13 protein-coding genes are annotated in these 14,752 nt (G+C 34.6%); 5 read left to right on the top strand and 8 right to left on the bottom strand.

What is annotated here, in order from left to right; genetic code table 11:
* Positions 1–28: 28 nt before the first annotated feature.
* From nqrF to Q0787_RS09485, 6 genes are all read right to left on the bottom strand, one after another.
* Positions 29–1,342: an NADH:ubiquinone reductase (Na(+)-transporting) subunit F gene (gene nqrF, locus Q0787_RS09510; protein ID WP_298902285.1), complete on the bottom strand. Its 1,314-nt coding sequence runs from the start codon at positions 1,340–1,342 to the stop codon at positions 29–31.
* Between the two features lie 5 nt (positions 1,343–1,347).
* On the bottom strand, positions 1,348–2,055 hold the full coding sequence (gene nqrE / locus Q0787_RS09505; RefSeq protein WP_298902283.1) for an NADH:ubiquinone reductase (Na(+)-transporting) subunit E: 708 nt from the start codon (positions 2,053–2,055) through the stop codon (positions 1,348–1,350).
* Between the two features lie 69 nt (positions 2,056–2,124).
* Positions 2,125–2,769: an NADH:ubiquinone reductase (Na(+)-transporting) subunit D gene (locus Q0787_RS09500; protein WP_298902282.1), complete on the bottom strand. Its 645-nt coding sequence runs from the start codon at positions 2,767–2,769 to the stop codon at positions 2,125–2,127.
* Positions 2,770–2,773: 4 nt separating this feature from the next.
* Positions 2,774–3,523, bottom strand: coding sequence for a Na(+)-translocating NADH-quinone reductase subunit C (locus Q0787_RS09495; RefSeq protein WP_298902725.1), 750 nt, complete (start codon positions 3,521–3,523; stop codon positions 2,774–2,776).
* A gap of 2 nt (positions 3,524–3,525) precedes the next feature.
* A complete protein-coding gene (locus tag Q0787_RS09490) occupies positions 3,526–4,752 on the bottom strand; it encodes an NADH:ubiquinone reductase (Na(+)-transporting) subunit B (RefSeq protein ID WP_298902280.1) in 1,227 nt (408 codons plus the stop codon).
* The gene (locus Q0787_RS09485; RefSeq protein ID WP_298902279.1) at positions 4,752–6,101 is read right to left on the bottom strand and encodes a Na(+)-translocating NADH-quinone reductase subunit A; all 1,350 of its coding nucleotides are present in this window, start codon (positions 6,099–6,101) and stop codon (positions 4,752–4,754) included. The genes Q0787_RS09490 and Q0787_RS09485 overlap by 1 nt, the downstream gene beginning before the upstream one ends.
* Positions 6,102–6,267: 166 nt before the next feature.
* Between Q0787_RS09485 and Q0787_RS09480 the strand changes: the two genes are divergently transcribed.
* Positions 6,268–7,521 carry a type IX secretion system plug protein domain-containing protein gene (locus Q0787_RS09480; protein WP_298902278.1) on the top strand — a complete coding sequence of 418 codons (1,254 nt, stop codon included), beginning with the start codon at positions 6,268–6,270 and terminating at the stop codon, positions 7,519–7,521.
* Here the strand turns inward: Q0787_RS09480 and Q0787_RS09475 are convergent.
* Positions 7,518–8,009 (bottom strand): cysteine dioxygenase family protein, encoded by a 492-nt coding sequence (locus tag Q0787_RS09475; RefSeq protein WP_298902276.1) that lies wholly within the window; start codon positions 8,007–8,009, stop codon positions 7,518–7,520. The genes Q0787_RS09480 and Q0787_RS09475 overlap by 4 nt on opposite strands.
* A 131-nt stretch (positions 8,010–8,140) precedes the next feature.
* Here Q0787_RS09475 and Q0787_RS09470 point away from each other — a divergent pair, with 131 nt between their 5' ends.
* Together Q0787_RS09470 and apaG are read left to right on the top strand one after the other, a co-directional pair.
* Positions 8,141–9,502 carry an aminotransferase class V-fold PLP-dependent enzyme gene (locus Q0787_RS09470; RefSeq protein ID WP_298902275.1) on the top strand — a complete coding sequence of 454 codons (1,362 nt, stop codon included), beginning with the start codon at positions 8,141–8,143 and terminating at the stop codon, positions 9,500–9,502.
* A 113-nt stretch (positions 9,503–9,615) separates the two neighbouring features.
* Positions 9,616–10,002, top strand: coding sequence for a Co2+/Mg2+ efflux protein ApaG (apaG, locus tag Q0787_RS09465; protein WP_230936663.1), 387 nt, complete (start codon positions 9,616–9,618; stop codon positions 10,000–10,002).
* Here the strand turns inward: apaG and Q0787_RS09460 are convergent.
* The gene (locus Q0787_RS09460) at positions 9,995–10,999 is read right to left on the bottom strand and encodes a DUF6695 family protein (RefSeq protein WP_298902274.1); all 1,005 of its coding nucleotides are present in this window, start codon (positions 10,997–10,999) and stop codon (positions 9,995–9,997) included. The two genes, apaG and Q0787_RS09460, sit on opposite strands and share 8 nt — an antisense overlap.
* Before the next feature lie 140 nt (positions 11,000–11,139).
* On the opposite strand from Q0787_RS09460, the gene pruA reads away from it, so the two are divergent.
* Together pruA and Q0787_RS09450 are read left to right on the top strand one after the other, a co-directional pair.
* Positions 11,140–12,765 carry an L-glutamate gamma-semialdehyde dehydrogenase gene (gene pruA, locus Q0787_RS09455; RefSeq protein ID WP_298902273.1) on the top strand — a complete coding sequence of 542 codons (1,626 nt, stop codon included), beginning with the start codon at positions 11,140–11,142 and terminating at the stop codon, positions 12,763–12,765.
* A gap of 144 nt (positions 12,766–12,909) precedes the next feature.
* Complete coding sequence (locus tag Q0787_RS09450) at positions 12,910–14,733, top strand: T9SS type A sorting domain-containing protein (protein WP_298902272.1); 1,824 nt, start codon at positions 12,910–12,912, stop codon at positions 14,731–14,733.
* Positions 14,734–14,752: the final 19 nt, after the last annotated feature.

The raw sequence follows: 14,752 nt of genomic DNA, 5'->3' as shown, positions 1-14,752 counted from the left end.
ATTGTCATAATTACATAACATTTAGTGTCTATCCACCAAAGTCATCAAATCTAATATTCTCGTCATCTATACCAAAATCTTCACCCATTTTTTGAACAGCTTGATTCATTAATGGAGGGCCACAGAAGTACAATTCGATATCTTCTGGTGAATCATGCTTTGATAAATATTGGTCTATTACCACTTGATGAATAAAACCTACAAACCCATCACCTGCTTCGTCATTTATATCAGCCTTAACTTTCCAATTGTCTTGTTCTAGTGGTTCTGATAATGCCAAATAGAATTTAAAATTTGGAAAATCTTTTTCTAATGCTCTAAAATAATGTATATAAAACAACTCAGCTTTAGAACGTCCTCCGTACCAATAAGTAACTTTACGACCTGTTTTAATAGTTCTAAACAATTCGTATAAATGCGAACGCATTGGCGCCATACCAGCTCCTCCACCAACGTACAACATCTCAGCTTCTGACTCATTGATAAAGAATTCGCCATAAGGCCCCGAGATAGTCACTTTATCTCCTTCTTTTTGGTTAAAAATGTATGACGATGCAATTCCTGGATTTACATCCATCCATCCACCTTTGGCACGATCAAAAGGAGGTGTTGCAATACGAACGTTAAGCATGATTTTTCTTCCCTCAGCAGGGTAAGAAGCCATAGAATATGCTCTTTCAACAGTTTCAGTATTTTTCATTACCAATGGCCATAATCCAAATTTTTCCCAATCTGGTTTAAATTTATCTGGCTCTCCTGGATGATCTTCAGGATGCGCAGTAACATCCATTTCAGAATACTTAACTTCAATTTCTGGAATTTCAATTTGAATATAACCACCAGCTTTATAGCCCATATCTTCTGGAATCTCTACAATAAATTCTTTAATAAACGTGGCTACATTATAGTTAGAAACAACTGTTGCTTCCCATTTTTTAATTCCAAAGATTTCTTCCGGAATGGTGATTTCCATGTCTTGTTTTACCTTTACTTGACAAGATAAACGAGCACCATGTTGTAATTCTTTTCTACTGAAATGTGGCGTTTCTGTAGGTAATGCTTCACCACCTCCAGATAAAACGTGACATTCACATTGTATACATGTTCCACCTCCACCACAAGCAGATGGTAAGAATATTTTTTCTCCTCCTAATGTTGAAAGTAAAGTACCTCCAGAAGCCACTTGAATCTCTTTTTCACCATTTATCTTAATCGTTACTGGACCAGATGGTGATAATTTTTGTTTAACAAACAATAATAGGGCAACCAATATTAATGTTACTAATAAAAATGCTGCTACTGTAGCTATTACTGTTCCTAATGTTCCTGCTGCTAATACCATGTTAATTAATTAGTTGTGTTATCTCCAAATTCATTATTCTCTTCCTCATTTTGAAGTTGTTGTACTTCTTCTTGAGGATTTGTGCTTTCTTCTTCACCTCCAGTTAACATTCCACCAAAACTCATAAAACCAATAGCCATAAGTCCAGTGATAATAAATGTAATTCCTAAACCTCTTAGAGCAGGTGGCACATTAGAGTATCTAATTTTCTCGCGGATAGCGGCAATAGCTAAAATTGCTAAGAACCATCCTATACCAGAACCTATACCATAAGTTGTAGCTAATCCTAATGTTGCTATTTCTCTTGATTGCATAAATAATGAACCACCTAAAATGGCACAGTTTACAGCAATTAATGGTAAAAAGATACCAAGAGAGTTATATAATGAAGGAGAGAATTTCTCTACTACAATTTCCACCAATTGTACCATGGTAGCAATTGTTGCAATAAACATGATAAATGATAAGAAACTTAAATCATAATCTGCATACTCTGGTCCCATCCAAGATAGTGCTCCAGGTTGTAATATATATTGATCCAACAACCAGTTTAAAGGCACTGTAATCGCTAATACGAAAATTACAGCGGCTCCTAAACCAACAGCTGTTGACACTTTCTTAGATACGGCAAGGTAAGAACACATCCCAAGGAATGTGGCAAATACCATGTTATCTATAAATATTGATTTGAAAAATAATTCTATATGTTCCATATTTTATATTTTTTCCTCTTTCATTTTTTCTCTAACTAGAATAACGCTTCAGAGAAATTGAAGAGGATTTTAATCCTCAATTAATGTTTTGTTTCTTGTACGTTGTACCCAAATAATAATACCTACAACTATTAATGCCATTGGCGATAATAACATAAATCCATTATTCTCATAACCAAATGCATAAAGTCCAGTTTTCTCAATAGGGTCTCCTAATACAGGAATACCTAATAAAGTTCCAGAACCTAAAAGCTCTCTAAAAAACCCTACAATAATTAATATTACAGCATATCCTAATGCGTTTCCTATACCATCCAAGAATGATCTCCAAGGTCCATTACCTAAGGCAAAGGCTTCAAAACGTCCCATGATAATACAGTTGGTAATAATTAATCCTACAAAAACGGAAAGGGTTTTACTTAATTCGTATGCAAAAGCTTTCAGAACTAAATCCACTATAATTACCAAAGTTGCTACAACAATAAGCTGTACAATAATTCTAATTTTTGATGGAATAATATTTCTCATTAATGAGATAACCACATTACCTACACCTAATACAAACAATACGGAGATTGACATTACTATAGATGCCTCAAGCTCTGCTGTAATTGCCAAAGCCGAACAAATACCTAATACTTGGATTGTAATTGGGTTATTATCTGCTAATGGATCTTTTATTAAAGCTGCGTCTTTTTTTGAAAGTAAGCCCATATTACTATTTTTTTAAGTTTTTAAAATAAGGCACATAAAGTTTCAAGTCACTTTTAATCATTGCCGAAACACCATCACCTGTAATAGTGGCTCCTGCAATAGCGTCTACCTCATTATCTGTTTTATCATTATTTTTTGGATCTGCATTACCCTTGGCAACATTAATTCCTTTAAAACTTCCATTGGACATTAAGTGTTCTCCAATGAAATCATCCATAAAGAAACGTTGTTTAATATTAGCACCTAAACCAGGTGTTTCTCCTTTATGATCAAAATATGCACCTTGCACAACCATATTCTCGTCCATAGCAACATAAGCCCAAATGGCATCCCATAGACCTTTCCCTCTAATTGGAGCGATATAATATGTCTTACCATTTTCATCTTCTCCAACAAACAGAGGTAATTGTCTTTCTTCACCTGCCTTTGCTTTTGCTTGCTCTTTCTTAACATCGATTAAATATGCTTGATCATTCTCTACAGCCTGACCATTTTTACTTACAACCAATTGTTGTTTGATGTATTTATCAAATAATTGTGGAGCATCATCTGTTGATACAAAGTTTGCACTAGTACCTTCATTTTCATTTATGCCCATAGCATAGAGAATATTTTGTTGTTTCTCTAAGCGTTCATTTTCAGAAATTCTAGGCTTTAATGAAGACGCTAAATACGCCAATAAAGTTCCTACAACTAATACCATTGCTATTGCAAATATTACGGTATATGAGTTTTTATCTGTTCTCTTTTCCATCATTAAGCAGTTTTAACTTTTAGACGTTTCATTCTTTTCTTCACATTACCTCGAACTACGTAATGATCTATAGTTGGTGCAAACACATTCATTAATAGAATAGCTAACATTACACCTTCTGGATAGGCTGGATTAAATACACGAATCATTATTGAAATAAACCCAACTAAAAATCCGTAAATCCATTTTCCTTTATTTGTTTGCGAAGCTGTTACAGGATCTGTAGCCATAAAGACTGTACCGAAAGCAAATCCACCAATAAGTAAATGGTGCCAAAACTCTGTATTCATCAAGCCAAAGAATTTGCTTGACTCTGTTATCCATCCTGAACTTACTACACCATTAAAAATTAATCCCATGGCTAATGCTCCTAAAACAGATGACAACATAATTCTCCAGCTTCCAATCTTCGTAAAGATTAAAAATAATCCAGCCAATAGAATTAAAATTGTTGATGTTTCACCAACAGAACCAGGAATAAAACCATTGAACATATCCATGATCTCATAACCAGCTCCTTTATTTTGAGCTAGACTTCCTAATACTGTTTCACCAGATATGGCGTCAAGTTTTTCACCAGCTGCAATCAATTGATCGCGCTCAACCGCACCTTGAACCCAAACTTTATCACCAGACATCCATGTTGGATAAGCGAAGAATAAAAAGGCTCTAATGGTTAAGGCAGGATTTAGAATATTCATTCCAGTACCACCAAACACTTCCTTTCCAATAACAACACCAAATGCTACAGCAACTGCAAGCATCCATAACGGTGTATCAATTGGTACAATTAAAGGCACTAACATACCTGTTACCAGATATCCTTCTTCTACCTCATGTTTGTTTTTCATTGCAAACAAAATCTCAATGGCTAAACCTACACCATAAGACACGATTACTAATGGAATAACTTTCCAGAAACCAACCATAAAGTTGTCCATAGTCCAAAATCCAGAACTAAAGAAACCACCTGTTGCTTGTTGAATCTCTCCAAATGCTAAGTGATGTTGGTAACCAGCGTTAAACATTCCAAAAAGCAAACAAGGAACCATTGCCATAATCACAATGTTCATGGTACGCTTTAAATCATCGGCTGCTTTTATATGAGTCCCATTATGGGTTGTCTCATTAGGTAAGAATAAAAACGTATGAATTGCCGAAAATGCAGGCAACCATTTTTTGTCTTTGTTCTTTTCTCTAAAATTATGTAAACTACTTTTTAAACCCATTATCCTATCTCTTTAAGCATTAAGTCTAATCCTTTTCTAATTATATCTTGGTGTGGCTGTTTGGAAACACAAATAAATTCTGTCAAGGCAAAATCTTCAGGTGCTACTTCGTACATTCCTAAAGCCTCCATCTCATCTAAATCTTCGTACATACATGCTTTTAGAATTTGCATCGGATAGATATCCAATGGAAAAACTTGCTCATATGATCCAGTCACAACAAAAGCCCTATGTTCACCATTTGTATTGGTGTTTAGGTTATACTTTTTCTTCGGATTCAACCAAGAAAACGTCAATGCTCTTGATGTTGATATTTTATTAAAAATTGGTTTATTCCAACCAAAAAATTCATAATCATCTCCTTCAGGGATAACGGTAATGACATTATCATAATATCCTAAACTCCCATCTGGTTTTACTTGTTTTCCAGATAATACATTACCAGAAATAATACGATCGTTTCCATCTTTTTCAACACCATTATCGTACACCATAGTTGCCACTTCGCTTCCTATTTTGGTTTTAAAGTATCTCGGTTTTTTAACTGAAGAACCTGCTAAAGCCACAATGCGTTCTGCATTAAATTTACCTGTAAGCAATAATTCACCAATAACAACAAGGTCTTGTGCATTTACAGTCCAAACAGTCTCGCCTTTATTTATAGGGTCTATTTTATTAATATGAGTTCCAACATTTCCTGCAGGATGAGGACCAGATACTTGATGAACTGTCGCGTCATTCATATTTGCCAATGGTGAGTTGTTAGACCCAACAGCAATATGAACTTGACCATCTGTTAATTTTGATAAGGCAGAAACAGCCGCTTGTAATTCGGTCTCTTTTCCTTCTAAAACAAAATCTAAATCGGCCGCTAGAGGAGCTGTTGCATAACCAGAAATAAAAATCGATTTAGGCGATTTTTCAGGATTTGCAATTACATCATATGGTCTTTGCTTAATAAATGCCCAACAACCTGAAGCCAATAAATGGCCTTTTATTGCCGCTGCATCAGCGTCCATATTAAACTTTCCAAAGTCTTTAAAGGATTGCTCCTTGTCCGCTTGAATCTTAATAGCATCAATACGTCTTTTAGGACCTCTTAATACTTCTACCACAGTTCCTGAAACTGGAGACACGAACTTAATGTCTTCATTTGATTTATCATAAAAGATAACATCACCTGCTTTTAACGTAGCACCTTCTTTGGCTACAAGTTTCGGAATAACACTGTGAAAATCTTCGGGTCTGATAGTGCAGAAATTACTTATAATGGCTTGTTCAACTGCTTTTTCAGCTTCACCAATAAGTTTTATATCCAGACCTTTTTTAATCTTAATGTCTTTTGACATACGCTTTATATTGAAATTAGTTGTCTAAAAATCGGTGCAAATTTACGAATTTACCACGTAATAAAATAGTAAGGCTTTCTAAGTTTGTTATTTTTAAGGATTCTAAATAAGCTGAACAATATTAAGGCATAGATTTTGTTTATCTTTACATATCAAACTATTATTAATGATTAAGAACACTTATTATTTTCTGTTAGCTTTACTGGTTTCGAATTTGGGATTTTCCCAAGTTGAAGAAGTAAATCCTCCCGATTATATCAAGACCATCACCTTTAAAAGTAGAACGTCTTCGCAAGGACAACTCCCTATTATTAGATTAGGTGAGGCCTTTAATTTAGAATTTGACGTTCTCACTACAGATGAGCCCGATTTCTATTACAAAATAGAGCATTACAATTATGATTGGACGAAATCTAATTTGGTAAAAATGGAATACATGAGCGGCTTTGATAATTTCAGAATCATCAATTATCAAAACTCATTTAATGCCTATCAACTCTATTCTCATTATGATCTACAAATCCCGAATAAGCAAACACGGGGTTTAACCAAATCTGGAAATTATATCATCTCTATTTTTAACGAGGATGACGAACTTGTATTCTCTAGAAAATTTATGATTTATAAAGAACAAGTAGGTGTAGGCGTTAGCATTAAAAGGTCTAGAGATGTCAAATACCTAGAGAGTAAACAGAGTGTTGATATTGTTATAAATTCTGGTGGTTTAAACTTAAACAATCCTAAGGAAACTGTAAAAACTCTAATCATTCAAAACAACAATTTACACACGGCCATTACCGGAATTAAACCTCAATACACTATTGGAAAAGAGCTTATCTACAAATACACCACAGAAACAGCATTTTGGGCAAGTAATGAATTTCGGTTCTTTGAAACTAAAGATGTTAGAGGGGCCAATGTTGGTGTTCAATTTATAGACCTTAAAGATATTTACAACAGCTACTTATTTCTTGACGGACCACGATATAGTCAGCCTTATACTTATAATCCTGACATTAACGGTAATTTTTTAATTACTGCTTTAGATACCGATGACGTAGATATTGAGGCCGATTATACAAAAGTTCATTTCTCTTTGATTCATCCAAAACTTGAAGATGGTAAATCTGTGTACGTCTATGGGAATTTCAATAATTATGGGCTAGACGACTTAAACAAAATGTCATATGACGATACAAGTGGTCGATACGAAGCTGTAATTAAACTCAAACAAGGATTCTACAACTATAAATATGTTGTTGCCGATAGTAAAGGCCAAATAGATGAAGGTAAAATTAGTGGCAATTTTTGGCAAACCGAAAACAATTACAAAGTACTCGTGTACTATAGAGATTTAGGTGCTCGTTTTGACCAGCTTATTGGTTTTGGAGAAGCAAATTCGGTAAATATTACTAATTAATCTCTGAGTGCTAATTGCTTAAAAGTATCGTAATTCAATTGTCGGTCAATAAAACGTTTAGTAGATTCATCATACGACACGCAATTTTCAATAGGTTGAGCATATAAATGTAAACTTATAGAAGAGCCATTAGCACTATTTTTTAATTTATGAAACCCAATTTTGTCGTTCATAAACGTAAGCTGCTGTGGTATTACTTTTTGTGATCCTACCTCCCTTAAATGATCTAAGTCATCAAGACTAAACATAACTTCTTCCATTTCTCCCTCTAGCAAATACACCCAGCAATCTTCACCATCATGACCATGAATAGCCGTGCCTTGACCTTTTTCCCAACACAATAGAATAAGCTCAAATTTATCATCTCTATACAAACAGTTTCTCGTGTATTTTTCCTCAGACCAACTTTCAAACGGTTTAAAGTCTATAGTCTCGAAATTAAAATTATTAAGCACACTATTGTAATCTTCAACTGAAGACTTCGACAAAATCGCTATTAGTTTTTGAATGTTCTCTGGAGATTTCAAAGTAAGAATCTGATATTTAAGGGGATTTTCATATTATTCCGAAAAATAGGAATAAATTTACACAAGCCAAAATTTAAGACCCATCACTGCAAATGCAAAACGATTTATCTTTGTTCTCAGAACTCGTAGAATTGCTAATTTCTGAAGAAAAAAATCATCCTGTAGCAACTCCTATTGACACAAATGTTCTCTATGAGACACTCGATCTTCAACTTACTAATGAGCCAACTATTGACAGTGATTTTAAGACTAGCTTAAAAGACATTATTAGAAGTACTCCTAAAACAGCATCTACGTCTTTTTTTAATCAATTATTTGGTGGAAGAATTCCAAGAGCTACATTAGGCGATTTACTGGCTGTTATGCTCAACAATAGCATGTACACATACAAAGTAGCTGGACCGCAAGTAGGCATTGAAAAAACGGTATTACGCAAAATTTGTGATATTATTGGTTATCCAAGTTCTGCAGATGGCACTTTTGCTCCTGGTGGGTCTATGAGTAACTACATGGCAGTACTAATGGCTAGAGATAAATACAATCCTTCTGTTAGAAATGAAGGAATTAATAACATAATGACACTCTACACCTCCGAGGTATCTCATTATTCTATTGCAAAAAATGCATCTTTTATAGGTGTTGGAAGACACCAAGTAAGATCGATAAAAACAAATGACAAAGGCCAAATGTTAGCCGAAGATCTAGATGCCAAAATCACTCATGATATTGCTCAAGGATATCAACCTTTTTTCGTGAATGCCACTGCCGGAACTACTGTTTTGGGAGCCTTTGACGATGTTAAACAACTCAGCAAAGTTTGCAAAAAACATGATGTCTGGCTACATTTAGATGGTGCTTATTGTGGCGCTGTTATTTTTAGTGATGACTATAAACATCTAACCAATGGTATAGAATACACCGATTCATTTAGTGTAAATGCTCATAAAATGCTAGGAACTCCATTGAGTTGTTCTATAATTGTTACAAGAGACAAAGCCCATTTATATCAATCTTTTTCTAATGAGGCAGACTATCTGTATCAAACCAATAATGACGATTTTAACTTAGGAAAAACATCACTGCAATGTGGTCGCCGAAATGATGCCTTAAAATTATGGACGCTTTGGAAATCTGTTGGTGGTAACGGACTTAAATCTATAGTAAACCATCAATTCCATCTAGCAGATATTGCCAGAAATTACATAAAAAACCATCCTGACTATACCTTATACAGTTATGACAACTCCATTTCGGTTTGCTTTAACTATAAAGCTATTCCTGCAAAAACTTTGTGCACAGCTCTATATGAGCATTCACAATTAATGGTAGGTTTTGGGAATTTCCGAAATCAAGATTTTGTGAGAATGGTAACTATTAATACTGTCCTTCAAGAAAAGGACATCATTAACTTTTTTAAAACCATTGAGGAATTTGCAATTTCAACTGATTTTTAAAACCGTTAATCGGCTGAAAATCTAAATGTTGTTAAAAATTTGCATAATTTTAAAAAAGTGTCCAATTTAGTTGAAAATTATTTATTTTTGTAAGCTATTATTTTCAATAATTCATGGTTCAACAAGTTACAAGTGGGATTAAAATCTCTGTCGAAACATCTTTCGAAGGTACATTTTATAAAAACTATAAAGTGCACTTTGCTTTTGGCTATAAGGTAACTATTGAAAACCAGAGCAAAGATTCTGTCCAACTCAATTCAAGATATTGGAGAATACTAGATGCACTCAATAATGTTGATATTGTTGAAGGCGAAGGTGTTATTGGTAAAAAACCTGTTTTAAAACCTGGAGAATCACATACCTATAATTCGGGTTGCTTGTTAACCTCTCCTTTTGGTGCCATGCAAGGTCACTATAATATGGTTAACTTTACAAACACCAACAAATTCAAAGTTATTATTCCTTCGTTTAAATTAAGTGCTCCTTTTGCTCTTAATTAACTGAAAAATGTTTTTGAAATTCAAACTTGTAGGTTGTATCATTCTGCTTGATATGAAAGAACTTACAGTTAGAATAATGTACAAACTCGTAGGCAGAATTAATATCAAAACCCTCTAAAGTAATTTTATAAATTCCATCACAATCTATATCGCCATGTGGTGAAATTCGTCGATACCTATAATTCACTTTGCAATTTAAATCATGAATCTCAAACCACGCTCCAGCGCCAATACCACTTAACCATTGAGCATGATCAACCTTAACATTATTTTGTTTGGGTTCAAGGCCGCCAACCATACTTGGCCTATACCCTTTAAGTACGTCTAAAAACAAACGTCTATTCTCTTTAGCTACTGTTGACTTAAACTCAGAAATCTCACCGGTTTCCGAAACCTTATATACAAAATCTTCGGTATCAGCAATCACAACGTTTCCTATTGTACTTGGTGTAAATCCCTTTGACTTAATAAGTTTCGATTTAATCTTCTCATTTGTGATACTCGCAATCAAACTATCTGTCACAAAACGTGCACAGTTGCATGCCTCTTTTACAAAAGCCGCATATCTCACAAAACCTTTGCTTTGCTCATTGTTAATATAAGTTCTTGCTTTTTTGTAATCAATAGCACTGCATACAGAAGCATATAAATGACCTTCTCCATGTGTTAATTTAGGTTGCGTTGCCAAAAACTTCAGAATGTCCTCAAGATTTTGAATGGTATCACCTTCAATCTTAGCTTGGATCGGGAAATTTAGCTCAAAATCTGTTTCTCTTCCTCTCACTCTTCCGTGAGATGAAGTCGTCACATATCTTCCAAAATCATGATATTCTAAAATACCTGTAGACTTATCAATAAGAACTAAAGCAGCATGTCCAGCCCTTACATGTTTTTTATTTCCAATAAAAAAAAACCTCAAAAATCTAGAGTACCACTCATCTGCATGAGAGACAATTGTTTCTGGGTAAGCTAGAGTTAGAATAATTCCGTCGTTCATATAAATAGTATTGATGGCAACTTACAAAAATTTACCCATTATTTTAACCTTGTTTTAATGGTCATTTCGTCATTAGTCGTCAAAAAATCGTAACTTTGCATCTTCAAAATAAAAAGCAATTTCTAAATCAAAAATTTAAGATGGGAAAAGGATTTTTCAACGTACCAGTAGCTATAAATGAGCCTGTAAAATCTTATGCTCCAGGATCTCCTGAGCGTGAAGCAGTTTTAGCCGCTTACAAAAACATGTGGAATACTAAAATTGATGTTCCATTATATATTAACGGAAAAGATGTGACGACAGGAAATACTAAAACCATGTCTGCACCTCACGACCATCAACACATTGTAGGAACGTATCATTTAGCCGAAAAATCTCATGTAGAAGATGCTATTGCTACGGCTCTTAAAGCTAGAGAAACATGGGCTGAATTACCTTGGGAACAACGTGCGGGGATTTTCTTAAAAGCTGCCGAATTAATTGCTGGACCTTACAGAGCCAAAATTAATGCAGCAACCATGATTGCTCAATCGAAAACAGTACACCAGGCTGAAATTGACGCAGCGTGTGAATTAATAGATTTCTTGCGTTTTAACGTACAATTCATGACTGATATTTACCATGAACAACCTGAAAGTACAAGCGGCGCTTGGAACCGATTGGAATATCGTCCTCTTGAAGGGTTCACATATGCAGTAACACCATTTAATTTTACTGCAATTGCAGGAAATCTTCCTGCTTGTATGGCCATGATGGGGAATGTAGTAGTTTGGAAACCTAGTGATAGTCAAATATTTTCTGCAAAGGTAATTATGGATGTATTTAAAGAAGCTGGTGTCCCTGATGGCGTTATTAACGTCGTATTTGGAGACCCTGTTATGATTACAGATACTGTAATGGACAGTCCTGATTTTTCTGGATTACATTTTACTGGTTCAACATACATTTTTAAAGAACTTTGGAAAAAGATTGGAAATAATATTCATAACTACAAAACCTATCCTAGAATTGTAGGAGAAACTGGAGGTAAAGATTTTATTATTGCCCACAAAACAGCCAATCCTATTCAAGTTGCTACAGCCATCTCCAGAGGTGCTTTTGAGTTTCAAGGACAAAAATGTAGTGCAGCTTCAAGGGCTTATGTACCTTCGAACTTATGGGAAACTGTGAAAAATCGCGTTATTGAAGATGTAACATCTTTTAAAATGGGGTCGCCTGAAGATTTAAGTAACTTTGTTACAGCTGTAATTCACGAAGGATCATTTGATAAATTAGCTAAGTATATAGATGCTGCCAAAAATGATAGTGATGCTGAAATCATCGTTGGTGGACATTACGATAAAAGCAAAGGATATTTTATTGAACCAACTGTTATTGTAACTAACAATCCAAAATACACGACTATGTGTACAGAATTATTTGGCCCTGTTATTACAATTTACGTATATGATGAAAATGAGTATTCTGAAACTTTAAAACTAGTAGACGAAACTAGTGAATATGCATTAACTGGAGCTGTTTTAGCTACAGATAGATATGCAATTCAAGAAGCAACAAAAGCACTTCAAAACTGTGCTGGAAACTTCTATATTAATGATAAACCAACAGGAGCAGTTGTAGGTCAACAGCCATTTGGAGGAGCAAGAGCATCTGGAACAAATGACAAAGCTGGTAGTGCTTTAAACTTATTGCGTTGGGTATCTCCAAGAATGATAAAAGAAACATTTGTAACACCAACAGATTATCGTTATCCGTTCTTAGGATAAAACCTTATATGTCAGCATTTAAAAATCCTCAAATTGAACAGTTTGAGGATTTTTTTTACGTTTAATCTTAAAACGCTAGATAACATACGGTTAACTTAATGAAACTTTGTATCTTGTTAGTCACATTAAAAAAAATAATTGACTATGATGAAAAAGTACTTTTTACCTCTATTATTATTCCCTTTTTGTGTTCAGGCGCAAACGATAGAATTTGAATCTACACGTACAGCAGATTTTACTGGCTATACTGGCGAGACAGAATTTGCAGGATTAGGAGAATATGAAATATTTCTAGATACAGATACTGGTGTTCTTGACAAACCCATCATCTTAGTCGATGGATTTGACCCAGGAGACACAAGAACCATTGCTGGACTATACAGTTTATTAGATTTCACTGGTTCTGAAGGTGATCAAAATTTAGCCGACTTAGTTCGAGCCCAGGGATTTGATGTTGTTATTTTAAATTTCCCATCATATTTCAGGCTTAATGACAACTCGCTTTTAAATATTGATGACGCTACTGATACTAATGCCGATATGGTAATTGATGAACTTGACTATCCTGGTAGCACACTTGTAAATGGTGGTGCAGACTTTATAGAGCGCAACTCTATGTTATTAGTTGATCTTATTGAGACACTAAATGCAGACAAAGTTGGCGACGAAGAATTAGTAATAATTGGTCCTAGTATGGGCGGATTAATTTCTCGTTTTGCATTGAATTTTATGGAAAATGATGCTGGATTAGATCACGAAACACGATTATGGATCTCGTTTGACTCACCTCATCTCGGTGCCAATGTGCCATTAGGTTTCCAACACCAATTCAATTTTCTTGGATTTGGTCTAGGTGACGATTTAAATGTAGTTCAATTACAAGATGTTGTAAATGGACTATTAAAATCACCTGCCGCAAGACAATTATTAGTTGATCATTTTGAAGCTCATCTTATGGATGGTAGCGAGTTTGATTTTGATCCTACAAAGTTATTACCCGAAGCACATCCTTATAGAGCTATTTTTGAAAACAACATCAATAGTTTAACCCCAACAGGTTTTCCTCAGAATACACGAAACGTATCTATTATAAATGGTAGTGGAATTGGCGCTGCATATAAAGCCGTCGATGGCACCACAGATGTGACACCAGGTTTTGCTGCTTTAGCCATTGAGGATCTCGAAATCCCTGGATCTCCATTACCGCAAACAACAGCCGATATTAATATTAACTTTACACCTTTTACAGAAGATGATATGGGTAATAATGTTGGCCCTCAATTAATTAGTAAAGTTTTTGTGGAAGGATTTTTGATTTTTGGTTTTATAACTCTTGTAGATGTCGAAATACAAGCAGAAGCTCCAAGTTTTTCAGATGGTGTTGATGCAGCTTCAGGAGGTCTTTTCGATCTAGGAGGCTTTACAGATGGACTCGGTGGAGATCCGATTATCGATAATTTTCTTACTTCATTAACAGTAGATAAGTTTAGTTTTATCCCTTCTGTTAGTGGAATGGCCTTAGAAATCACAAACAATGAAGTTAATTGGTATCACGATATTAATCTTGGTGATCCAGGTGGCACAGGAGATACTTTAAACAATACACCTTTTGTAAATTGGTATATGCCAGATGCGAATGAAAATCACGTTGAACTTACTGAACAAAATGTAGCATTTGCTCTAACTGAAATTTTTCAAGAAACCTTGTCAAATACAGATTTCGAAAACATAGCATCAATCAAGGTAGAAAAAAATCCTATTGAAAATGAACTAACAATTTTAAGCAGTGAGGTTCTAGATGACGTCAATATTTCTTTAATAGATATTACGGGGAAACTTGTCTTTTCATCTCATCAGACCTTAGATAGACGATCAAGCATTCCTTTAAATCTAGATTCTGGACTATATATTCTAAGTCTTCAATCAAAGGAAAACTTCAATTACCGAACAAAGATTATTATAAAATAACATAAAAGCCCTCTCAAAT

The organism is uncultured Psychroserpens sp., assembly GCF_947492715.1.
In the GTDB taxonomy this organism is placed as follows: domain Bacteria; phylum Bacteroidota; class Bacteroidia; order Flavobacteriales; family Flavobacteriaceae; genus Psychroserpens.
This window is presented reverse-complemented; position numbering and strand designations above follow the sequence as displayed.